This is a genomic window from Paenibacillus sp. FSL H8-0548, assembly GCF_038630985.1.
Taxonomy (GTDB): domain Bacteria; phylum Bacillota; class Bacilli; order Paenibacillales; family Paenibacillaceae; genus Pristimantibacillus.
The window spans coordinates 1,717,380-1,741,209 of sequence record NZ_CP152049.1 but is presented as its reverse complement, the minus strand read 5'-3'; the positions used below and the strand labels follow the sequence as shown (position 1 = coordinate 1,741,209).

Genomic DNA, 23,830 nt, shown 5'->3' with positions numbered 1-23,830 from the left:
GATTAACTTACCTCTTGATGATAATGATTATCATCTCCATTGTCAACTACGATTTTCCAGAATCTCGATCCCTTTAATCAATTGACTGTCCTCACGCGCAAGCTTCTCGCGAAGCTTCTCCAGAAGCCGGTAGCCTGTCTTGTCATTAAAACTGCCCGTAGCCTCCAGCTTCTCCTCCTCTTGAAACTTGCTTATCGCCACGGACGTCTCCTCATCGAACATTCCTTCTTCACCGGTCGGCGCGTAGCCGAGCTCCTTCAGCATCAGCTGCAGCGTCTTCACGTCCTCCCCATAGCTCCCAAGCTTCATGTCCGTACCAATAGCAAGTGGGCTTAGCTGTGTGTAAGCGGGAAGAGCTACAGCAAAGTCTGGCGATACACCTGTTTTGTTAATCCAAGTGCCGCCTGGCGTCTTCCACTGCGCTTCCGTTAAACTTAGAACGGAACCATCCTTAAATTGATTAAATGCCTGAACGACACCTTTGCCGTACGTCTTCTCTCCGACAACGACTGCCCCTGCCGATTCCTTCAAAGCAGCAGTCAGCACTTCGCTCGCGCTAGCCGATTGCCCATTCACAAGGACAACAATAGGGATCGTCCACTCCTTCTGCTGCTTCGACTTATAAGTAACCGTCTGACGTTCGTTTTTATACACAACGTTCAAAATAATTTTATTCTTCGGAATGAGCGTATTTGCAATGCTAATCGTGGGCTGCAGCAAGCCGCCGGGATTAGAACGCATATCGAGCAGCAAACCTTTGAGCGGCTCTGACTTTTGAAGCTCGTCTAGCGCAGCTTTAAATTCTTCCGCTGTTTTTTCAGCAAAACGACTGATCGTCACATGGCCTATGCCGCCTGCAAGCAGCTCAGAGGTTACCGTATGTACCGGAATGGCTTCCCGCTTCAGTGTAAGCGATATTAGCTCTGTCTGACTCGGCCTTTGAATTTGGAGCGAAACCTCTGTTCCTTCTTCGCCTCTAATGACGCCCAGTAGCTCATCAAACGTTTTTCCGCGCAGCTCCTGTTTATCTACCGAGATAATGATATCACCCGCCTGTAAGCCGCTGCGTTCGGCAGGTGCGCCCTTCGTAAGCCCGGAAATGACAAACTGTCCTTCCTCCTCTCGTATTTCAGCACCGATTCCGTATATTTGGCCTTCATAGGATTGCGTATACGCATCGCCCTTTTTACCTGACAAATAACGAGAGTAAGGGTCTTCAAGCGAGGCAACCATGCCTTCTGCCGCACCGTTAATAAGTTTACTAGGCTCAGCACCGTTTAAATAATCATCCAAAATTTTGTTGTAGGATGCTGTAAATTGCTTAAACACCGGCTCGGACAGCATCGGATAGCGATTGCCCATCCACACAATGCCTAAAGTAAAGCCCAATGCCATAAACAAAATCGCTCCGAATACGCTGAGCATTATAATTCGCTGTTTCGCAGCCGCTGATGTAAATTGATTCATCTGTTCATCTCCTACAAAGTTTTGTGAAGCAAAACTTACTTCGAAAGCATACGCTTAGTTTTGTGAAGCAAAACTTACTTCGAAAGCATACGCTTAGTTTTGTAAAGCAAAACTTACTTCGAAAGCTGGCACATACTCTTGTATGTGCGGTACATTTTAGCTACAATCAACCTAATATTAAATATAAAGAGCTGGAGAGGAGCTTCACCGCTAGCATGTATAAATTAATCGCTATTGATGTTGATGATACTTTATTAACGGATGACCTGACGGTAACGGAAGGCACGAAGCACGCGCTTCGGGCTGCTATTGCGCAAGGCGTAACCGTCACACTGGCAACAGGACGCATGTATGCTTCGGCCCAAAAGATCGCTAATCAAATCGAACTCAATGTTCCTATTATTACTTATCAGGGAGCCCTCGTCAAAACTCTGCTCGACGGTCAGGTGCTGTACGAAAGAAATGTGCCTATCGACGCGGCTAAGGAGCTTTATGCCTATGTTGAAGCGAATGGTCTCCATTTGCAGCTGTATGTGGACGATGAGCTTTATGCAACTGAGGATAACGATAAAATTAGGAAGTATTCCGAGCTCGTCAACATCCCTTACAAAATAGAGCCTGATTTCGATAAACTGCTCGATTTTCCAATGAACAAAATGCTTATCATCGATGATCCCGCTCGTCTGGATAGGATTGCGGAGGAGCTAAAGCCGCTTATTGGCGATCGTGTCCATATTACAAAATCAAAGGCACACTACTTGGAATTTATGCATAAAGAAGGAACAAAGGGACATGCCCTCCGGTTTATGGCGGAGCATCTCGGCTGTACGATGGATCAAACGATTGCGCTTGGCGATGCGTGGAATGACAATGAAATGATTGTTGCTGCCGGGCTCGGCGTAGCGATGGGCAACGCTGTTCAATCACTTAAGGATATTGCTGATTATGTAACGTTGTCAAACAATGAAGAAGGCGTTAAGCATGTGATCGAGAAGTTTGTGCTTCATGCATCAACAGTTTAGCTTGAAATCGAGGGTAACTATGCAAACAGCCCTTCGCCTGAAGCGAAAGGGCTGTTTCTATACCATAAGGAGCTTAGAGACTATGAATTGTCCCCTTTGCAATCAACCGAATGAATGTGGAATCAAAGCCGTTAGCGAAGGACAGGCGGATTGCTGGTGCTTTCATGAAAAGTTTCCAGAAGAGCTGCTGAAACAGCTGCCAGCTGATCAGCGTGGCAAAGCATGTATTTGCCGCTCGTGCTTAGTTCGTTATTTGGCTACACGCCTCGGTATGAAGAACGAATTCTCTACATCAACGGCAGACAGCGGCTTGCTGAAGTAATAGCCTTGGATTTTGCTGCAAGAATTGTCTGTCAAAATATCAAGCTGCTCCTTCGTTTCGATTCCCTCGGCAATGACCTCCATGTTCAAATGCTTCGCCATTGCAATAATCGTTGAAACAATAGCTCGATCATTGTTGTTTTCCGTAATCTCACGAATGAAGGAACGATCAATTTTGACCTTATGAATAGGGAACATCTTTAAATAGCTTAATGAGCTGTAGCCTGTCCCAAAATCATCCAGACTGATTCGAATGCCGTAGTCATTCAGCTGATTCAAAATACTGCTGGACACCTCTGCATCCATCATCATGCTTTCCGTTATTTCCAGCTCCAAATAAGCTGGCTCGAGCCCTGTCTCCTCCAGAATAGACATAATATATTCCGCCAAGTTAGTCTGATGGAATTGCTGCGAGGATAGGTTGACGGAAATGGGAATTAACGGACCACCCTCGTCATGCCATTTGCGCATTTGCAAGCAAGCTTCTCTCAGAACCCATGATCCAATCTCATAGATGAGCCCCGTCTCTTCTGCAATCGGTATGAAGAGCGCAGGTGACAACATGCCTTTATCAGGGTGCTCCCACCGTATCAGCGCTTCAATCCCGATCATCATTCGATCCTCTGTCCGAATTTGCGGCTGATAATGCAGCAGCAGCTCTCCACGCTCAATTGCCCTTCTCAAATCACCTTCTAATTCAATCTTCTGCTGGAGCTTTTGATTGAGCTCAGCAGTAAAAAACTGAAAGTCATTTTTCCCTTTTTTCTTCACCTCGTACATCGCTGTATCCGCATTTTTCAAAAGCTGTATCTCGTTCTCGCCATGGATTGGGAATAGAGCGATGCCGATACTCGCTGATACAAAGAAGTCACTTTCTTTAAGCCGATAAGGAGCTTGAATACAGCTTATAATGCTGCTGGCCAGCACCTCAATCTCCTGTTCTGATTCATAATCTCGGCAAAGCAGGGTGAATTCATCCCCGCCAATACGCGCAAGCATGATGTTATGCCCAGATATCGTTTGCTTAATTCGGCTGCTTACCTCTTGTAGAAATTGATCGCCAACAGTATGGCCAAGCGAGTCGTTGATCATTTTGAAACGGTCGATATCAAGCACCATGATGGCAAAGGATGATTTGCTGCTGCTGCTCTCTTCTATCGCCTGTACGATGCTTTGATTGAACATGCGGCGATTAGGCAAGCCCGTAAGCTCATCGTGATAGGCCATATGATTAATTCTCCGTGTCGCTTGCTTCTCTGCAGTAATATCTTTAAAGATGATATAGATTCCAACTACTTTCCCTTCAACAAGAACAGGAACATTGATAACGCTTAAATCAAAACGTTTTCCATCTGCACGAATAATTGCGGTTTCGTGATTTACAGTTTCGCCATTAAACGACCGTTGAAACATCTGTATAACCTGTTCATGCATCTCACTTGGAATGATCCCATATAGTGTGGAAATCGGTTGATTCATTACTTCTTTGCTGCTGTAGCCTGTGATTTGCAGCGCAATCGAATTATGGCTGATGACCTTATATTGCAAATCCACCGATACGATGCCGTCCTGACTATTTTCGTACAAAGATCTGTACCACTTGTCGCTTTGCTCTATTTCAGAATCTTTGCGAGCCAGCCGTTTCGATATGTATATTCCGAATAAGGACAAGCTTAATGTAAAGAATATGCCCCCTGCAATCACATAAGCAAGCCATTGTTGTTCCAAAAAAACACCGTAAAAAAGAGCAGGTCTGCTGCTGTTATGAAAATTAGCCGCCATCATGCCTGTATAGTGCATTCCTACGATCGCCGCACCCATAATGGCTCCGCTTCCAAGTTTCTTCCACAGCTCTCCGCGCTCGCCGCCTTTGCGGAAATAAAAGGAAAGCCATAAAGCAGCTATCGAAGCACATACTGCTATTAATATAGACAGCAGGAATATAGCCGGATTATAGGTTATAGGAATGAGCATCGCTGCCATCCCGACATAATGCATAATGGAAATGCCCGCCGCAAGCAGCAAACCGCCGATGATCAGCTGTGACTTCTTCAGCTCGCCTCTGCCCACGACATACAGTGCTACAAACGCTGCCCCAATTGCTGCAAAAACCGAGAGCAATACAATGATCAGATCATATTTAATCGTTATAGGAAGTTTTAATGCGAGCATGCCCACAAAATGCATCGACCATATTCCCATTCCCATAGAGGCTGCCCCAAATAACAACCATCCAAGCCTAATGCTCCCATTCGAACTATTTACCCTCCCTGCTAGATCAAGCGCCGTATAGGAGGCCATAACTGCTATAAGATAGGAAAATAAAACTAATAAACTATCATAAGAACCATGAACATGCTCCATTTAATCCCCCTCTATCTCTATGTCTTTTTGCTGTTGTCAAAGTACATTTTCATTATACATGATTGCTATAATAAAATATTGATTTTCTGTCGACAGCTGTCAGATTTCAACGGTCCAGCCATAAAAAAAAGAAGCTTCCCGTCTGGTCCACGACCTTCGGTAGCTCCTAAATTCTTCACAGTCGAAAATAATTTTCTGTCCTATATAAGTTGAACTAAACATTTACGTTTTGGTCGCTGCGCGAGAGGATCATTCTTACGATCGCTGTTGCAGCCAGATTCTTTGATTTACTAAGACATTTAAAGGTAAGAATATGGCTGCAAAGGCGAACACTTCGTTTCTCCAGAACGATCTTCTCGCTTCGCTAAATCTTCATTTTTTTAAGTTCAAGTTATATAGCAATTAACTCTCACTTGCATGCCCTCGGCAGCTCTCTTACTTTTTCACTAAAGCTTTACGCAGCAGGTAGAGAAAGAATGGTGCTCCAAGCAGCGTAGTAACCGCGCCGACTGGCAAGCTAGTCAAGTGATTCTCCATTCCTGGAAAAGACAGTCTAAGCGTAATGCTCTGAGCAATCCAGTCGGATGCGAGCAGGAGAAATGCGGCTAGGAGCGCGCTGACTGGAAACAAGTAGATGGGTCTCCTGCCGACAAGCAACGCAGCAATATGAGGCCCAATGAGTCCAATGAAGCCAATAGCGCCTACAACAGATACAGATGCGGCTGTTAAAGCCGAAGCGACAACAAGCAAAATAAAGCGCGAGCGGTTTGCGGCCAGGCCGAGTCCCCTAGCTGTCATATCTCCGAGCTGCAAAAGTTCCGCCTGTCGCGAATATAACATAGCGAGCAGCAGTCCAAGAGCAGCCCATGGCCAAAGCATCGACCAGCTGCTCCAGCCTCTGCCGTTAAGCGAGCCGAATGACCACAAGAAAATGGTAGATAACCCCCGCTGATTTTGAAGCAGAAGCAGCGATACAGCCGATTGCAATATTGCTGTCATGATGACACCGATAAGAGCAAGACGCGCACCATTGCTCTGCTGACGTGCATTTAAGGCATAAACCAGCATGACCGCTCCAAGACCGCCTATTAATGCGACGAATGGAAGCGGCACTGCTTTGGTGAAAGCGTCAGATGCATAGCTCATCCAGAGGACAGCAAAACATACAGCACCCGCTGATGCACCGATAAGCCCTGGCTCAACTAAAGGATTGCGCATAATTACCTGCAAAATAGCACCCGCTGTTCCGAGCATCATGCCGGCCACAATCGCAATTAGCGCACGCGGCAGTCGTAAATTCCACACGATGTGCCGGAATCCTTCATCTCCGCCCCGGTCAAATAGCGCTCGCATAACTTCCTCAGGTGTCAGCATCGTTTTGCCAAGCCCGATATGCAGCACGAACATTATGCAAATTCCTAGCAGCAACAACATAACAGACATCTGCCGCTTTTGAACCCGAGCCGCTGTCGTCTGCTGATCGTTAAGCATTTACTCCGCCACCCTGCCGTTTAATAAAAAAGAATAAGAAAAATGCCCCGCCAAGCAGCGTCGTCCACACGCCCACAGGAATTTCCATCGGATATAGCAGCAAGCGGGCAACGGTATCTGCAGTCATTAACAGTATCCCCCCGCATAATGCCGATAAAGGCAGCACCAAACGGTTATCGTCTGAGCCTACCATGCTGCGAATTGAATGCGGCGCAAGTAATGCCACATAGCCTATAGGCCCGCATTGCGCAACGGTTATGGCAACTAATCCAGTGCAAAGCACAAGAATCATCAGCCGCGAGCGCTGCACCTGAACGCCTAGCCCAGCCGCCGCTTCATCACCAAGCTGAAGAACATTAAGCGTACGGGTAAAGTGGAAAGCCAGCGGCAAAACAGCTGCTGTCCATGGCAGCATGCGCAGCACATGGCTCCAATTGCGATTGGCAAGCGAGCCGAGCAAGTAAGTATAGAGTAGATTGACGTCATTGCTTGTTCCAAGAGCAATCAGAATAATGAGCAGGCCATTCAGTATTGCCGATACGGACATTCCAATAAGCAGCATGCCTACAGTTCCGCGGCTCCCTCTGGATGCAAGCACGACGCTAAAGCCTCCTAACAATCCTCCGATTAAAGCGACAACGGGATGAACAAGAACAGATATGGGCAAATGGAGCACCGTAATTGCCGCCATTGCAAGCGAGGCACCCGATGATATCCCAAGCAGCTCCGGTCCCGCCAGCTTATTATTCATTGCCCCCTGCATCATAGTTCCCGCAGCACCCAGCATCGTCCCCACCAGAAAGCCAAGCACAATGCGCGGAATTCGCATTTCCCACACGATCGTCCGATGGAGATCCACTTCGGTATTGGAAAAAATAGCAGCAAGCAGCTCCGCCCATGTCATAGCCGGAGAACCATACTTTAAATGAATAATTCCTGTCGTCATAAAGAGCAGGCCAAATAAAAAAATCGGAAGAAGAATGCTTCTTCTTCCGATTGTGTGTACATGTGTACCCTCTTGCATGCAGTCACTTCCTCCTAAAACAAATCCGGGTACATGTATTCAAGTGATTCATCCAATAAAATGCCCAAGGAGCGAGTTCCTCGACCATCTCCCCAAACGGGTGAACGCACTTCGATTACCTTACCCTCTTGAACCGCCTTGAGCTTGCTCCATAGCGGCAGCTCTTTCATTTGCTCGGAAAGCGGCTTCGTACCTGGACTATAAGAATAACTTTCCACAAAAATGATGTCTGGATTTTGTTCCAGCAGCTTTTCTAATGAATACTGAATGCTGCCATCCCCGTACGGATCTTCCGATGGATCATTAACCCTCCAAGGGTATGCAGTTACCTCCTTCAATATTGTTCCGCCAAGTCCGCTATCGGTTACGATGGCAAAATTCACATCAGACCCGTACATAATTAGTGCTTTCTTGTCCTTTGGCGACTTCTTCTTTGCCGCCTCCAGCTTGGCAAGAAAGGCTTCTTCAGCAGCCTTAGCCTCAGCCGTTTTACCGGTCAGCTTTCCGATCGTCTCCAACACTGCAAGTGAATCCGTATAGGTTTTCGGATTAGCAAGATAAATCGGCGCAACGCCATCCAGCCCTTCTCGCAGAGCATCATGTACCCCCATCAATCCAATGACGAGCTCAGGCTTAGCCGTAACAATATCCTCAAGGTTTGGTTCGAAGAAGCTGCCTCCAATGGATGCGAAAGATTCCCCTTTTATACCGTAAAATTCAGGCTGTGTCGCAATTGTCCGAACACCGCTCTCTGCAATAGCAGCGGGCTCAAGCCCAAGCTCTGCCAATACGTCAACGCATAGGGATACAATACAGACAATCTTAGTTACTTCAGCAGGAATTTCCAACACTGTTCCGGTAGCATCTACAACGGTTTGCGGCTCAAATACGGCAGTTGGTTCTTCAGCAGCCGGAGCAGTCGTTGCTTGCCCTGCGGGCGAGGTATGCTCCAAGCTATCATTTACCGCGTTCCCGCAAGCGGAAACCATTAAAGCGGCAGCTAGAAGCAAACTGATGACGAACATTTTTTTACGATTCATTTTATAAGTCCCCTTATTTGTTATTAAGTGTAATTATTACGATTTGCAAAGAAGTAAAGTAATCCGTTACCGCTATCAACCATTATCTGTTTACATATTGCTGATAAGCCTCAGCGCAGCGCTGCATCAGCAGGCAAAAAGAACGATTATGACCTATAAAAAAAGAGGATAGATCATAGCGAGCACGTGATGGCTCAAACGTAACAAGCAATCTATGCTTCATAAAAAGAGCGGCAAACCGAACAAATTCCTCCGTCTGCTCAGAGGCATGGAACGTAATATAGGCGTACAAGGAATGCTCCAGCGGATCATCTTGCACACTCACTCCAGCGCAAGAAAACTCTGTAGGTATTTGCATGCGGCGAAGCAGCGCGAGCGCGGGATGCAGCTCTGCATCCACAGCAACCGATTCCAGCATCACCGTGAGCTTATCCTTTTTCTTCAGCTTCTCGCGTTCTGCCCAAGCGGCCAGCTCCGCATCTCTTCGCTCCCACTGCGCCTCCGAATGCTGGCTTATTACGCGCTCCATATTGTCGTCCAAGGCGATATTGTCCATAAGCTGCACTCCTTTTTTGTCCTTACGAGAAATTCGGAATCGGATCCTTAAGGTCCCGCCAGTTTCCGTCCATCTCTTCAGGTGTCAGCAATGCTTCATCAAGCGAAGCTGCAATACCCATCCGATCCATCTCAATGCCGATAAATACAAGCTTCGTGACCCGATCCCCCCACTTGTCATCCCAATCTGCCGTCTTCTCGTATTCACTGCCAAAATAGGAAAATCGCTCTTCCTCTGACAGCGCAGCAACCCAGAGACCTGCTGGTGACAATTGCCTGGATACCCCCGCCTGACTGAACGTCACAGCCATATTATTCCGCGTTGCGATCCACATTAAACCTTTCGAGCGCACGATCGTCCTCGGCCATTTCGCAAGCCACTTCAGCAGGCGCTCCGGATGAAAGGGGGTTTTTCGTTTATAAATGAAAGTGGCAATGCCGTATTCCTCAGTCTCTGGCGTATGCTCCTCCTTCTGGAGCTCCTTGATCCAACCCGCTGATTGACTTGCCTCCTCAAAATCAAAGAGCTGCGTGTTCAAAATATCCTTTGGGTTTACGCCGCCACGACTTGCTCTTACAATCCTAGCTCTAGGCTGAAGCCCCTTCAGCGTCAATTCAAGTCTCTCCAGCTCTGATTCGCTAACCATATCACATTTATTAATAACGAGCACATCACAAAACTCAATCTGCTCAATCAAGAGGTGGACGACGCCCCTCGTGTCTCCTTCTCCCGCCTCCTGCTCCCGATCCAGCAACGTTTCCTTCGTATTAAAGTCATTCCAAAAATTAACCGCATCTACGACCGTAACCATCGTATCAAGCCTTGTCAGCTTAGATAAATCAATATTTTGCTCCTCGTCTACATAGGTAAAGGTTTGAGCAACTGGAACCGGCTCTCCAATGCCCGTTGATTCGATCAAAATATAGTCAAAACGCTTTTCCAGCGCGAGACGCTCCACCTCCTGCAATAAATCATCCCGCAGCGTGCAGCAAATGCAGCCATTGGACATTTCAACAAGTGATTCTTCTGTCCGGCTCAGACCTCCGCCATCGCGTATCAGATCCGCATCAATATTCACCTCGCCTAAATCATTGACGATAACGGCGACTCTCAGCCCTTCCCGATTATTCAGCACGTGGTTTAGTATCGTTGTTTTACCCGCTCCTAAATAACCGCTAAGCACAGTAACCGGAATTTTATGTTCTGCCGCTTGCATCTTCATTTTTTTACTCCTCTTGGATTAATTTATTTGAAGCTCTTCTGTATTCAAATGCGGCTTATACTCCTCTAGGGAATACTGAATATGCTCCGCACTGAGCAGCGTGCTTTCGATTATCGCCTTTCGCTTGGCCTTCAACACAATTTGCTCCATATCAGCGAAGCTGCATCCCTTTAACGACGAGCTGGCAAACTGCAGCGTTTGCTGCTCTTGATTGAAATCTCCAATCAACAATCGGAGATACTCATTTCTTGTTACGTCATCGGGCATGCCATAGGTCATTTTCGTATCAAATCTGCGCCATACCGCGTGATCCAGCTCCTCTTGCAAGTTCGTTGCAGCCATAAAAATACTGCCGCATTCAAACTCGTCCAAGCATTGCAGCAGCGTGTTGACGACCCTTGCCATTTCCTTTACCTCATCATTGTTGTCACGCGTCCTCGCGATCGCATCAAACTCATCTAGAAACAGCACACAAGGAGATGCCTTCGCATACTCGAATATTTTTCGCACATTGCTCGCGGTCTCCCCTAGATGGCTATGTATAATCGTATCCAGTCGTACAAGCACAAGCGGAATATCAAGCTGCTGAGCCATATAAAAAGCAGTTAGCGTCTTCCCTGTGCCTGGAGGACCAAACATAACAATTTTGTTCGGAATCGGCACATCATGCTCAACAAATTTCTCCTTCATCTCAAGGATCGTGAGAAACTCTTCTATAATTCTCCGGTTTTCCGGCTGAAACACGATGCGCTTCACCTTGCGCGCACAATCCTTTGGTGTATAAAACGCAGCCATCTCCGACCCCTTGGCTCTCGGAAGACGGTTATTGTTGTTTTTACTCATTCTAGATAGGGCTCCTTTAGCTGATCTTCATTTAATCGTAATGTTTACTATTTAAGTATATCAGAATGATTACGATTTGCAAATGGTTTTCAGCTGCGGGAGATTTCTCCTGTACTTTCTCAGAGCAGCCGCGATTGCGCAGTGTCCCAAATCGCTCATGCTTTGTGAGCATGAGCTTGCTCCTGTTATCATTAGTTAGCGGAGCGCTCCTTCCTGTCGCAGAACAGATGGATCTACGTAAATAGGGACTGTCCCGTTAAGCGTAATCCGCTTAAGGACAGTCCCTATTTTTATAAATGCTCTTTAAGATGACGCTAGTTCATTAATGAACTCCACGCCCCTTGATCATACGCATCAGATAAAAGCAATTAAGAAGAAACGAAAACGCCGTCCTTATGGCGGTGGCGCGTTTCATTCCCAGAAATATAGAGAAAGTATAGCGAAATGATATACTTTCCTATATTTTAAGAAACCGCCTTGCGCGTCCGCTTGCAATTCGCTTGGTCGCAGGTTTTGTAGGTTCCGGTAAAATCAAGCCGATGGTCGATGACCTTAAAACCGAACTCCTTCTCAATCCGCTGCTCGATCTCAAATAGCCAGTCTTCCTTAATTTCCTTCAGCGAGCCGCATTCATTGCATATCAGATGATGATGCATATGTTTATCTTCTTCGCCGCGAAGATCATAACGAGCTACCCCATCACCGAAATTCATTTTTTCTACGACATGCAGCTCTGCCAGCAGCTCCAGTGTCCGATATACGGTAGCTAGGCCAATGACCGAATGTTTTTGCTTAACGAGCATGTAGACGCCTTCTGCGCTCAAATGATCTGCTTCGTTCTCAAGCAGCACCTGTAATATTATTTCCCGTTGAGTCGTTAGCTTGTATCCATTTGCCAATAAATGGCGATTTATACGATCCATTTCTGCTGTTATATTCAACATACAGGGATACCTCCTTTATTGAAAAGCCTGAACATAAATATAAGACTATCTATGTAAAGGCTTTCTTTTAGAATAATTATAATTTAATGCTAGTACATTTTTTCGAATTTAGCAAATACCATATTTTAATACCGCGTTTACCCTATATCCTTGACTTTAATAACGACTATCGCATATGATTAAACTACAGTTTTTCGTAAGTATTACTAATAAAGGATGAGTGAGTGTAATGAAGGACGGTATACATCCGGTTTACCATCAGGTTCTGTTTTTTGATGTGAGCAGCGGGTACAAAATTTTGACAGGCTCTACAAAGTCTTCCAATGAAAAAATGGAATGGGAAGATGGCAACAGCTACCCGGTAATTCGTGTAGATACAAGCTCTGCTTCGCACCCTTTCTATACAGGCAAACAACGCAATACGGATAAAGGCGGCCGTGTTGACCGCTTTAACCAACGGGCTCAACAAAAGAAATAAGCTGTAAGCAAGCGTAAACGGCTGTCGCCGTCCTTAAAGGCAAAGCTCGTTTCGCAGTGATATATAAGCCTATTTATAATTGAAAACTTATAAATCTTATATATGAAAAAAAGGAGCTCCGAGCAAGATGCCGTACGATCCGGCTCTTTGCAAGGAGCTTCCTGTATTTACACGATGAAACTAGAGCACTGTTGAGATGCCGCCGTCAATATTTACCGAGGTTCCGGTGACGAAGGAGGCTGCGTCCGATACGAGGAAGCCGATTACATTCGCCGCTTCCTGCGCGCTGCCTATCCGTCCAAGCGGTATGCCGTGACGAGCATCTGCTGCAAATTCATCCCAGCTTAGCTCAGGTGATTTCGCCTGCCACATCCGCTCGATTTGAGCGCTCCGTATGAGCCCGATGCACACCGCATTCACGCGTATCCGGTCAGCAGCAAGATCCTTGCTCATCGCTTTCGTAAGCGCTAAGCCTGCCGCACGACTAACGGAAGTCGGCAACGAGGATGCGCCTGGCGTTTTTCCGCCAATGGCCGTCACATTGACGATCGCTCCACCGCCCGCTTGTCGCATAAAGGGCAATACCGCACGCGAGAAATTCACAGCACCAAATAGCTTCAAATCGAGATCCGCTGACCATGCCGCTGTCTCCACCTGCTCGAACGGACGTGCCGCAGAGGTACCAGCATTATTTACTAAAATTTGAATGCCTCCAAAATGTGCTGCAGTCTCCGCAACTGCCCGCTCTACCTCTTCCGCTTTAGACACATCAGCACTGATCGCAAGTGCCTCTTTGCCTGTCTGCTCTCTAATTTGGTTTACTGCGCTTTGCAGCGCTTCCGCCTCTCTAGCTACAATGGCAACCTCTGCACCTTCTGCAGCCAGCAGCAATGCTGTTGCGAGACCGATCCCTTTGCTTCCACCTGTAATAATAGCTATCTTCCCTCTTACACCAAGCTCCATCGTACTTTCCCTCCATCTCTGCTCGCAAAACTTATTTTTGAACCGCGTTGATTACCCTTTGCACCTCTTCGTTGATGTCGATCCCTGTATGTGCAGGCATGTTTACAATAAATATACCTCCGAATACTTGCTGGGATTTGCCTCCGCAGTCTCGGATTTTATTTTTCAAAACTTTCAGCTCCAAGGAATAAATTACCTCTTTGCTTAGCAGCCAATTATGTCTGGAAAATTGTGATTTTTCAATTGTTTCTATGTACAAGGAAGCATCCTTAAGCGCCTTTACACGAATGACGTCGCCAAAAGCAATGTTTTCTGTGAAAACAGGATTTTCTTCAATTCTATAGATATCTTCAGCTATCTGAATGACATCTAATACCTCAACCTCTCGACCAACACCATCGAAGCAGAGATGCAATGGTATAAAATCTTGAATGTTATTCACCCTCTATGTCTGATTTCAATTTAATCATAAGCTCAGCTGCTAGCTGTTAACGAAGGTCAATGTTCTCATAATGCTCGACGGTCGGAAACGGATCGTAAAAATGATGAAGCAGTCTTTTCCACTCCAAATACTGTGCCGAGCCACGGAACCCCTCCGTATGATCTTCTAGTGTCTCCCATTTGACTAGCAAAATATATTTATGGTCCGCTTCTATACATTTCTGAAGCTCATGACTTATGTAGCCCTTCATACTGGATATGATGGCTGAAGCTTTCTTGAACTGAAGCTCAAACTCTTCCGTGAGCCCCTCTTTTACTTGTAACATAGCTACCTCTAAGATCATAGAAACATTCCTTTCAGCTAAATCTAGCATATACGAAAAATCGCAAAAAAACTACAACAGTTAGCAGAAATTTCTCCAGTTAATTAGCCCAATTTCCGTCTGGATTAGCTAGTTACATGGAATATTGGAGTTATTCCCATTATAATCGAAATTCGATCCGTATCATCTGTTTTAGCGGGAGTTTTTCCCCACCACTTCTCCGTGGCAACGTATAGCATATTAACCTACTTAGGAGCACCGACCAGAGCACAATGAGCAAATGAGTGAACTTCAATCCATGCACCCCGTAAATTACGACAATCACTATAATATTGCTTTTGCTTTGCCGATATATGTCATTAGAACTATACGTCATTCATTCCCCCAAAGTGAAATCAAGGGAAAATCGACTATATTACTTTGTCGGAGAGGAACTGCTGCTTATGCCTATTGGGTCTAAAGTCTTTGGAATTCTTTTATCCCTATTCTTCCTTCTGTCCGTCTCACCCGCAAGTGCAGAAGAACGTTCGTTTGAGATCGGCAAGGTCGACATTCACGCCATCATCGATTCCGATGGAAATATGCAAATAACCGAAAGGGATACATACCGATTCGATGGCGCCTTTAACGGAATTCTCGTCGACTTGAATACGACGGGATCGGACGGGATCGAGCAATTCAAGGCTTACGAGGTATCTGAGAGAGGCAATGTCCCGCTTGAATTCGAGCAATCCGGCGATGGAGCTTCGCTCCAATATAAGGTTTACTCCAATTCCGTCGATACAACGAAGGTATTCCAGATTTCTTATATAGTCAAGAACGTCGTACAGGTGTATGCAGACACCGCAGAATTGTACTGGAAGTTCTTCGATGAGACGAACGCCAACGCGCTTGGGATGATGAATATCGAAATCGAGCTGCCAGTAGGGGTTATGAAGGACGAAGTCACGACGTTCGGCCATGGTCCGCTAGACGGAAGCATTCAAGTCGAAGACGATAGATGGGTTCTCTTCCAGGTCGATTCGCTGCCGGCCAATCAGATGCTTGAGACGCGAGTCCTGTTTCCCACGGATACCGTACTTGGCAGCAAGCGAATAAGCGACGAGCCGATGCTCGATAAGATTCTGGAGGAGGAGCGGAAATGGAGATCGGACGACGCGAATCTGGAGAGTTCGAATGATTACACGGTACCCGGCGCACTGCTCCTGCTGCTCGCCAACCTTGCGGCCGGCTTCACAATTTACATCCGATATCGCAAGAAGCCCAAATCGGATTGGAAGGGCGACTATTATCGAGAGCTTCCTACCGACGCATCCCCTGCCGTCGTCAGTTTTTTGCTGAACTACCGAATCGAGCCCAGAGATTTGATGGCGACTCTGCTCGACTTCGTGAGAAGGAAATACGTCACCATGGAGAAACTGAGCTCGCCGAAGATTGGAGACGGCAAACATGATTATTCCTTCAAGTGGATGAGAAAAAACACCGATGGCTTACTGCCGCACGAAACGATGCTGCTGGAATGGTTCTTCGAGGAGATAGGCGAAAACGATCGGGTGACTTTCTCCGAGATTCGGTTCGAAGCATCCTTGCGACAAAATTTCCCGGGAAAATGGGGGGAATGGAAAAAGAAAGTTGAGAATGTCGTCATTGAACGACAGTATATGAGGATAAATAGCGGTATTTATCGATGGGTTATCCTCGCCTTCCTCTTGCAATTTTTCGGTTTCATGTTCCTTGCTACAGACGATTGGCGATGGCTGCTGATCTGCTCGTTTCCGCTTCCCTTCTTCAAGCCTAAACGTTATCAGAGAACGAAGCTTGGACAGACCGAATACGAGAAATGGAAGGCATTCGACCGTTTTCTTCGCGCTTATAGCCGTATTGAGAAACGCGATGCGATGGAGGTGCATTTATGGGATCATTACTTCGTGTATGCGATTCCGCTTGGAGCAGCGAAGAAGATGATCAAGGACACGAGGGTTAAAATCTTGAATAAGGCAGACAGAAACTACGTCGATACCACTCTCTACCATTCAACAGCCATTCTTGAATTCGATCATCTGACTAAGCTCTTCAAAGAGACGGTAGCGGAATCAGAAAAATCGGTTAGCAGCAGTTCTTCCGATTCTGGAGGATGGTTCTCTTCCGGAGGTGGAGACGGAGGCGGAGGTGGAGGACGCGGAGCGTTCTGATGCCAGATATGGTGTATGACGTATTACAAATAAGGAGGATAACCTTATGTCTATCGGCGGTTATATTGGAATTGTTATTGCCGTTATCGTGCTTCTATGGATCATCATTATATACAACCGGCTTGTCGAGCTGCGCAACCGGGTTCGCAACAGCTGGTCGCAGGTGGACATCGTTCTCAAAAATCGTTTCGACCTCATTCCCAATCTGATCGAAACAGTATCGGGATATGCCCGCTACGAGAGAGCGGTGCTGAATCAGATGACGGAGTTAAGAACGAAATACGCCACTGCGTCATCCGTCACGGATAAAGCCTCGACCAGCAGCGATTTGTCCGCTATGCTCAGTCGCGTGATGATCATAGCGGAGGGCTACCCGGACTTAAAGGCGAGTACAAACTACCTGTATCTCAAAGAACAGCTTGCGGAGATTGAGGATAAAATCCGGTTCGCCAGACAGTTCTTTAACGATTCGGTTGAAACGTTTAACACCGCACTTGCGGTTTTCCCATCCAACCTGTTGGCCAGAGCGTTCGGGTTCCGCGAGGAAGCCTTCTTCAAAATTGATGGGACCGAGAAGGTTTTGCCTGAGTTTCAATTCAAGCTATAATTTTAGAGCCCTCTCGCGAATCGCTTCGTGAGAGGGCTTTCTCATATTATCAGTTCAGCCAGAGATTTCTGGTTGGCTTATTTTCATGGTCATCCTATGATGGCGGCAGCCGGGAGAACGTAAGGCATCGGGGCACACAAAAACTGTCCCCTCTCCCCCTAATGACCGTATTTGAACTAGTCGAGACTTATGGCCTCGTATCCACAAACGAAGCTATAGTGTTGGAATGATCGTGGATATGCCGGCTAACGTTCAACAGGAACCGATATGGGACCAAATATCGGATTAGACATCGCAAAAGGAGCATCTGTATTTCAAGCTTTCGTAAACGGGAACAAATGCGAATATGTTTCATATCCTGGCATCCCGTATGGGATGCGACGCGGAAAGAGCCTGCACGCTATTTGTGCGAGTGGTTTCAATCCACGCACTCCACACGGAGTGCGACTGATTCCAGACTAAAGCAGTTACAGCAGCAGATCATTTCAATCCACGCACTCCGTACGGAGTACGACTTACGATGCGCCGCGCACATATTCGTACTCAAATATTTCAATCCACGCACTCCGTACGGAGTGCGACTACCAAAACCGAACTATCATACAGCGGCTACTTAATTTCAATCCACGCACTCCACACGGAGTGCGACTCCGCGACCTGAGCATTTAAATCCGTAACTTTTTATTTCAATCCACGCACTCCACACGGAGTGCGACAGCGAAAATGACGTTAATTGATCCCATACAGGCATCAATCACCTCATCTCCATACAATTATTATCCATAAAAAGTATAACTCATATATTGACTTTTCACCATGGAGCATAAAAAATGTCATTTTCGACAAATTTCGAGGTGCGAATGTCCTAGGGATTTTATGTGAGCTTCACGTTCGCACCTGGAGCGACTCAAAAAAACAAACATTTTATCTAATCCAATTGACCAGTCCGCCGCTTACAACCGTCTGCGGCTCTTTTTCGAGGCATCATCAGCTGCTACCTTCTCTTGCTCAGCAGCCACCTTATTTTTCGGCGGCCTTCCTCGGCGTGGCTTCGTTCCCTCGCCGCCTGTCTCCGGCTCTGCCTTTGAAACCTGCTTCCCTCCACCTTCTGCTGCTCCACCTGCACTTCGACCATCTGCACTCCGCTTTTTGACAAAAGTGGAGTCGTCATCAGACCCCATATCCAGCTCAATTCCAAACGTCCTGCCCAGATCGCCATCATCCACGACCCGGCGTCCGCGACGACCGCCCTTGCCCAGCATCTCTTGTGACTGCGCAGCAAGCGATGCTGAAATAAGCTCGTCCATCTTCACATTGCGAAGCTGGAAGAACAACGCCGAATCGTGATCAAACCTCGCACCAATACCGTACAGCACCGCTGCTACATGCTTGCACATAACCGCGTAATCCGGGCAGCTGCAGCTCAAGCGAATATCTTTAGGCGCTGGGAACAAGCCCTTGCCTTTCGTCGTAAACAACTCGGACAGCCCGGCAGGAAACTTGCCTTCGGCGAGTTCCTGCAGCGAGCTTATTTTCCCCGCACACTCCTTGACGATCTGCTGCCATACCGAGTCGGACAACGGACCTACAGTAATCTCAACCTTATATGGCTTAGAAGAACTTCCCTGAACAAGCGCTGCGGCCTTGCCGCCAGTGATCTGCAAATCGAGCACAGAACTGTGCCTTACATAGCTGCGCCCCCTGGCAATCCGGTTGCTATAATCCGCATAGCTCTCCAGATTCGTGCACCATGCCTTGCCCCACCAGGTTGTTGCGATAGCACGTCCCGTAATCACCACCGGCCATACTTTAGCATTTTTTTTCTGTAATTTTGCTACCGCTGCAGCTGCTCTGCGCTTCTTCTCCGAAACCGGTACATATTCGGGGAAATCGTTATAGAACGCCATTTCCCATCCACTCCCCTAGCTCTATTCTGTAAGCTTCATCAAATTCATCAGTTGGTCATTGTCCATTTCCGTTATCCAGCTCTCCTGAATATCCGGCACGATTTCATGGGAAAGACGTACCTTGTCCTCGATGATCTGATCGATTTTCTCTTCTATCGTTCCTTGCGTAATAAATTTGTGGACGATAACATTTTTCTGCTGACCAATCCGAAAAGCACGGTCTGTCGCCTGATTTTCCACCGCCGGATTCCACCATCTGTCGAAATGAACCACATGATTGGCCGCCGTCAAGTTAAGCCCGACTCCACCCGCTTTAATAGACAGCACCATAAACGGCACATACTCCTTGCCCTGAAAAGCCTCCACCAGCTCTTGTCGCTTCCCTACTGGAGTTTCTCCATGCAAGACTAGCCCCTTATGCTGAAAAATCTGCTCTAGAAAAACCTGCAGCGCTTCCGTCACTTCCTTGAACTGGGTAAAAATAAGGACGCGTTCCCGCTTCTCATAAATCGTCTCACATATTTCACGCAGCCTCGCAAATTTCCCACTGTCCAGCTCCGCATATACCTGTTGTCCCAAATACTGATCGGGGTGATTGCAAATTTGCTTGAATTTCATTAACGCCGCAAGCACCAGCCCTTTGCGCTGAATCCCTTCTTCCGAAGAAACAAGTTTCTCCTGCAATTCCTTAACAAGCTTGTTATAAAGCACAACCTGCTTTTTCGTAAGGGTCGCATACGTTTTCATCTCGATTTTGTCCGGAAGGTCCGTAATGATGGTACGATCCGTCTTTAACCGCCGCAGAATAAACGGACTCACCGTCTGCCGCAGTCTGCCATAACCATCACTAGAGTCGCGCAATCCGCGCGTGAACGCGCCAAATTCTTTTACCGTCCCCAGCAGCCCCTTGTTCAGAAAATCAAACAGCGACCACAGATCGCCCAGCCTGTTCTCAATCGGCGTACCTGTCATCGCTATGCGATAAGAGGCTTCGATTTGCTTGACCAGCTTCGTTTGCTTCGTGCCCGGATTTTTGATCGCTTGCGCTTCATCAAGAATAAGCATGTCCCATGCTTGTCCTCTCAGCCACTCATATTTGGCCAGCATGCCGTAGGTTGTAATGACGAGCTGAATATCATCTCCAAGTGCATCAGCTTGTTGAATTTCTTTATTTTCGGACGGATGGCACACGTAGTAATGAAGAGAAGGAGCAAACTTGCCAAGCTCTCTCATCCAGTTGCCGATAAGCGAAGCTGGAACGACAAGCAAGGCCCGCTCCTGCTGCACACTACGAATATAATTAAGCAGCGCGATAATCTGGATCGTTTTGCCGAGACCCATATCGTCTGCAAGACAAGCGCCCAGCCCCAGCGTCTTCATCATATGCAGCCAGCTTACGCCCCGTTCCTGATAAGCGCGCAGACTTGCCTGAAAATCCTCCCCCGCACCGCCAAGCGCTTCAATCGTATCCGGCTCTCGCAATCGGTCCATGACTGTTTCCAGCCATTGTCCGTTCGTTATCTCTACTTCGACTTTGTCCGATTCCACTTGTAAAATGCGTTCCGCATTCATATGAAGCTTCATCGCCTCAATCATGCTTAAGCCTGAGCCGCCGGCCGATTTTTCTGCCCGTTCGTAAGCATCCAGCGCCTGCTGCAAGCGCTTATGATTGACCTCCACCCATTTGCCCTTAATGAGTGCAAGCCCTTCCTGCTCGGCAAGCAATTGCCGTAGTTCTTCCACAGAAATAGCTTCATCTCCCAGCCAAAGATCAGCCTGAAAACTCAGCAACGCATCTGCATTTAAACGAGATGGCTGCTTTTCACCAACGCTGACATTTAACTTAAGTGAATTGGCTTTGCTACGCCACCATTTTGGAATACGGCATAACACGCCTGCATCCTCATATCGCGCTACTTCACGAAGGAAAGCGTACGCTTCATCAGACGTCAGTCCAATAGGGTAAAATATATCGCCGGACTCCACCAGTTCGCTAATCAGCTCACTTTGCTCTGCCGCCCGATGCACCGTTGAAAGCAGCTCCAGCAGCTTGCCGCTGTTCTCTCCATAGTCCACCAGCGCTTGCTTAAGCGGCAAATGTCTTGTTTTGCCCGACTCCTGCTCCTCTGCTGCATAGGTAGACAAGAATGAGAAGGGATATTCACTCCCTTCCTTGCTCTCTACGAGGTGGAAATAAACACGTCCTGCCGGCTGAAATGCAGCTCCGTTATCCGCGAACCATTGCGCCATGCTGCCGCTATGACGGTTCACACTAGCTGCAAAAGCGCGATGCAAGCTATTCCAAAGCTCTTCTATAAAGCTTTTATCCAAAAATTGTGCTCCTATCAGAAACGGGGCATCTGCCAGCCATTCCTGCACTTTCTCCTTCTCAAGGGGAACGACAGCTGCATCACGCTGCCCTTCCAGTTCAGGATGGCGCGCCATTCCTTTCACAAATGCTGCCCCAACACGCTGCAAAAATCTGAGTGACTCCGATAACGACTCGTTCCGCCGCGTTAAAGCCAGCTCCAGTAGGAATCCGTCCGAATCCTCACGAAACAGTTTGTACAGCTCATCTTGAAATGCTTGCTCGCTGTGTTCCGACTCGGACTGCGATACCCCCTCCTGCCAGTCAAGCTCATATTGCTCGTCTGGGAGCAGAACGGCGATAAGCTGTCCCCTGCCGGTAATGACAGCTGTTTTGCTAAGTTGCTGCATTGTTTTCACTCCTGCTATATAGTTACAAGTTTACTTATTTTCTCATATATTCACCGAATCGAGATCTCAGTTAGTCGTCAACTAACTGCGTGGTCTTCCCATATATTTTCACACATTATTATCAAAGTTTCAATGTACAAGCATAAACCGCAGACTTCCAACATGACCCAACAACAAGCCATCTCAAAAATGCTACTCCACAAAATACGACGATATCACCCTATGAAGAAGCGCAGTGGGATAACATTTCAATTCACGGCACTCCATACGAAGGTTAGCGCCAAATAACCCCCACCTAGTAATCAGATGGGAGCATGAATATAAGTTAACTGAAGTTGCAATGATTAAGTATATAAAGTGTTAAAAGCAATCGAGAAATTCGCTTCCGGATGAGGCTCTCCCAAAAATGCTATGCTCGCTATTAGTGGAGAATAGTAGAATTTTTAAAAAATGGCGGTATAGGAGTCTATTCCTATACCGCCATTTTCCTTTGATTATCCATGACTGTCATGGACAAGCGAAAGCCATTATGAGATATCCAATTTTTATTCTAACTACATATGTGGTCTTATCGCGCCAGAATGGCCGTGTCCCGTCACTAATTCGACCTCATAAGCACGTATACGTGCTTATCCCCCGGGAAAGTACACTGTTTTGCTGCCATAAGCACCTATATGCTCTTATCGCGCTCGAATGGCCGACACCGACCACTAATTCGACCTCATAAGCACGTATACGTGCTTATCCCCCGGGAAAGTACACTGTTTTGCTGCCATAAGCACCTATGTGGTCTTATCGCACCAGAATGACCGTATCCCGCCACGAATTGGAACCCATATGAGGGGGCCCTAGTCAAATTCATGCCTTTGACCGGCACCCTCATTCAAGTAGTAATATGGAAATCCAAGGAAACTAACCGTATTTTCGGTTATTGCTGGACGGCTGCTTCAAAAACCTCGCTTAGAGGCTGAGCCGGACGACCCAGCAATTTCTCCAGATCGTTGCTTTCCACATCAAGCGATCCGCTACGAATTGGCTCCTGCATATCCACAAGCATGGATACTACAAAATCAGGCAGACCGGCACTTTTCAAAGCTTCGCCGAACGCAGTGTCATCAACGTTGACAACGTTAACCTCTTTGCCCAGCACCTCGCCTGCGATAACAGCAAGTTCCGCTTGCGTAAGCGGCTTGCCTGCCAATTCATACACGGTATTGTCATGAGCTGTTCCTGCCAATACCACTGCGGCCGCTTGTGCGTAGTCATAACGGCTTGCCCAGCCTATACGAGCATCGCCCACTGCATTTAGCCAAGGAGCTCCATGGAGTACGCCCTGCAAGCTGCCAAGCTCGTTTTCCGCGTACCAGTTGTTGCGCAGGAAGGAATACGGGATACCGCTCTCCAAAATCGCTTTTTCAGTCGCCCGATGAACTTCTGCCAGAGCAAGCGTACTGCGGTCCGCGTTGCCTACGCTTGTGTAAGCGATAAAGCCTACCCCCGCTTCCTTCGCCGCATGGACAGCATTCTGATGCTGGCGAATCCGGGTTTCGTTATCCCCATCGGCAGAAATGATCAACAGGCGATCTACTCCGGCAAATGAGTTCTTCAACGTATCTGGCTGATCGAAATCGCCGTGCCGAACGTCTACGCCCTGTGCCCGAATATGCTCAGCCTTCTCAGGATTGCGCACACTTACCGCAAGGTCGGAAGCAGGCACTGTCTTTAATAATGTATCGATTACGATCGAGCCCAATTGTCCGGTTGCACCAGTAACTAATATTTTCATAATAATAACCTCCAATATAAATTTATATAAAATAAATGAAGCGATTCCATTCATCCTACAACTAACAACGGCAAGAATGTAACTAATCATGTTATAACAATAGAAGTTACAACTATGGCGT

Annotated in this window: 20 protein-coding genes; 4 read left to right on the top strand and 16 right to left on the bottom strand. The window is 47.2% G+C overall.

Annotated elements, in window-relative coordinates; genetic code table 11:
• Positions 1 to 42: 42 nt before the first annotated feature.
• Positions 43 to 1,467 (bottom strand): S41 family peptidase, encoded by a 1,425-nt coding sequence (locus MHI37_RS07385; protein ID WP_076334392.1) that lies wholly within the window; start codon positions 1,465 to 1,467, stop codon positions 43 to 45.
• A gap of 215 nt (positions 1,468 to 1,682) precedes the next feature.
• On the opposite strand from MHI37_RS07385, the gene MHI37_RS07380 reads away from it, so the two are divergent.
• On the top strand, positions 1,683 to 2,489 hold the full coding sequence (locus MHI37_RS07380; protein ID WP_076334393.1) for a Cof-type HAD-IIB family hydrolase: 807 nt from the start codon (positions 1,683 to 1,685) through the stop codon (positions 2,487 to 2,489).
• A gap of 249 nt (positions 2,490 to 2,738) precedes the next feature.
• Here the strand turns inward: MHI37_RS07380 and MHI37_RS07375 are convergent, their stop codons facing one another.
• The 9 genes from MHI37_RS07375 to MHI37_RS07335 form a co-directional block, all read right to left on the bottom strand.
• Positions 2,739 to 5,174 (bottom strand): EAL domain-containing protein, encoded by a 2,436-nt coding sequence (locus tag MHI37_RS07375; RefSeq protein ID WP_076334395.1) that lies wholly within the window; start codon positions 5,172 to 5,174, stop codon positions 2,739 to 2,741.
• Between the two features lie 435 nt (positions 5,175 to 5,609).
• Positions 5,610 to 6,665: an iron ABC transporter permease gene (locus MHI37_RS07370; protein WP_076334396.1), complete on the bottom strand. Its 1,056-nt coding sequence runs from the start codon at positions 6,663 to 6,665 to the stop codon at positions 5,610 to 5,612.
• A complete protein-coding gene (locus MHI37_RS07365; RefSeq protein WP_076334397.1) occupies positions 6,658 to 7,689 on the bottom strand; it encodes an iron ABC transporter permease in 1,032 nt (343 codons plus the stop codon). The genes MHI37_RS07370 and MHI37_RS07365 overlap by 8 nt, the downstream gene beginning before the upstream one ends.
• A 14-nt stretch (positions 7,690 to 7,703) precedes the next feature.
• A complete protein-coding gene (locus MHI37_RS07360) occupies positions 7,704 to 8,729 on the bottom strand; it encodes an ABC transporter substrate-binding protein (RefSeq protein ID WP_076334398.1) in 1,026 nt (341 codons plus the stop codon).
• An 82-nt stretch (positions 8,730 to 8,811) separates the two neighbouring features.
• A complete protein-coding gene (locus MHI37_RS07355; protein ID WP_076334399.1) occupies positions 8,812 to 9,285 on the bottom strand; it encodes a hypothetical protein in 474 nt (157 codons plus the stop codon).
• Positions 9,286 to 9,307: 22 nt separating this feature from the next.
• Positions 9,308 to 10,507, bottom strand: a complete 1,200-nt coding sequence (locus MHI37_RS07350) for a GTP-binding protein (RefSeq protein ID WP_076334400.1) — start codon at positions 10,505 to 10,507, stop codon at positions 9,308 to 9,310.
• 18 nt (positions 10,508 to 10,525) lie between these two features.
• The gene (locus MHI37_RS07345; RefSeq protein ID WP_076334401.1) at positions 10,526 to 11,350 is read right to left on the bottom strand and encodes an ATP-binding protein; all 825 of its coding nucleotides are present in this window, start codon (positions 11,348 to 11,350) and stop codon (positions 10,526 to 10,528) included.
• 31 nt (positions 11,351 to 11,381) lie between these two features.
• Complete coding sequence (locus MHI37_RS07340) at positions 11,382 to 11,522, bottom strand: hypothetical protein (protein ID WP_179090104.1); 141 nt, start codon at positions 11,520 to 11,522, stop codon at positions 11,382 to 11,384.
• 292 nt (positions 11,523 to 11,814) lie between these two features.
• Positions 11,815 to 12,294, bottom strand: coding sequence for a transcriptional repressor (locus MHI37_RS07335; protein ID WP_076334402.1), 480 nt, complete (start codon positions 12,292 to 12,294; stop codon positions 11,815 to 11,817).
• 229 nt (positions 12,295 to 12,523) lie between these two features.
• Between MHI37_RS07335 and MHI37_RS07330 the strand changes: the two genes are divergently transcribed.
• Positions 12,524 to 12,772, top strand: coding sequence for a type B 50S ribosomal protein L31 (locus tag MHI37_RS07330; protein ID WP_076334403.1), 249 nt, complete (start codon positions 12,524 to 12,526; stop codon positions 12,770 to 12,772).
• Positions 12,773 to 12,952: 180 nt separating this feature from the next.
• Here MHI37_RS07330 and MHI37_RS07325 read toward each other — a convergent pair whose 3' ends face one another.
• Genes MHI37_RS07325 through MHI37_RS07315 form a run of 3 tightly spaced genes read right to left on the bottom strand, consistent with a single transcriptional unit; the run spans position 12,953 to position 14,520 of the window.
• The gene (locus MHI37_RS07325; protein ID WP_076334404.1) at positions 12,953 to 13,735 is read right to left on the bottom strand and encodes an SDR family oxidoreductase; all 783 of its coding nucleotides are present in this window, start codon (positions 13,733 to 13,735) and stop codon (positions 12,953 to 12,955) included.
• A gap of 31 nt (positions 13,736 to 13,766) precedes the next feature.
• On the bottom strand, positions 13,767 to 14,177 hold the full coding sequence (locus MHI37_RS07320) for a DUF4265 domain-containing protein (RefSeq protein WP_076334405.1): 411 nt from the start codon (positions 14,175 to 14,177) through the stop codon (positions 13,767 to 13,769).
• A gap of 46 nt (positions 14,178 to 14,223) precedes the next feature.
• Entirely contained in the window at positions 14,224 to 14,520 is a 297-nt protein-coding gene (locus MHI37_RS07315) for an antibiotic biosynthesis monooxygenase (protein WP_076334406.1), read from the bottom strand.
• Positions 14,521 to 14,942: 422 nt separating this feature from the next.
• On the opposite strand from MHI37_RS07315, the gene MHI37_RS07310 reads away from it, so the two are divergent.
• Positions 14,943 to 16,691, top strand: a complete 1,749-nt coding sequence (locus MHI37_RS07310; RefSeq protein WP_076334407.1) for a DUF2207 domain-containing protein — start codon at positions 14,943 to 14,945, stop codon at positions 16,689 to 16,691.
• 46 nt (positions 16,692 to 16,737) lie between these two features.
• On the top strand, positions 16,738 to 17,298 hold the full coding sequence (locus tag MHI37_RS07305) for a LemA family protein (protein WP_076334408.1): 561 nt from the start codon (positions 16,738 to 16,740) through the stop codon (positions 17,296 to 17,298).
• Between the two features lie 953 nt (positions 17,299 to 18,251).
• On the opposite strand, the gene MHI37_RS07300 is transcribed toward MHI37_RS07305, so the two are convergent.
• The 3 genes from MHI37_RS07300 to MHI37_RS07290 form a co-directional block, all read right to left on the bottom strand.
• Positions 18,252 to 19,205 (bottom strand): SWIM zinc finger family protein, encoded by a 954-nt coding sequence (locus tag MHI37_RS07300; protein WP_076334409.1) that lies wholly within the window; start codon positions 19,203 to 19,205, stop codon positions 18,252 to 18,254.
• Between the two features lie 21 nt (positions 19,206 to 19,226).
• Positions 19,227 to 21,923 carry a DEAD/DEAH box helicase gene (locus MHI37_RS07295; RefSeq protein ID WP_083675992.1) on the bottom strand — a complete coding sequence of 899 codons (2,697 nt, stop codon included), beginning with the start codon at positions 21,921 to 21,923 and terminating at the stop codon, positions 19,227 to 19,229.
• A 928-nt stretch (positions 21,924 to 22,851) separates the two neighbouring features.
• Entirely contained in the window at positions 22,852 to 23,709 is an 858-nt protein-coding gene (locus MHI37_RS07290) for an SDR family oxidoreductase (protein ID WP_076334410.1), read from the bottom strand.
• Positions 23,710 to 23,830: the final 121 nt, after the last annotated feature.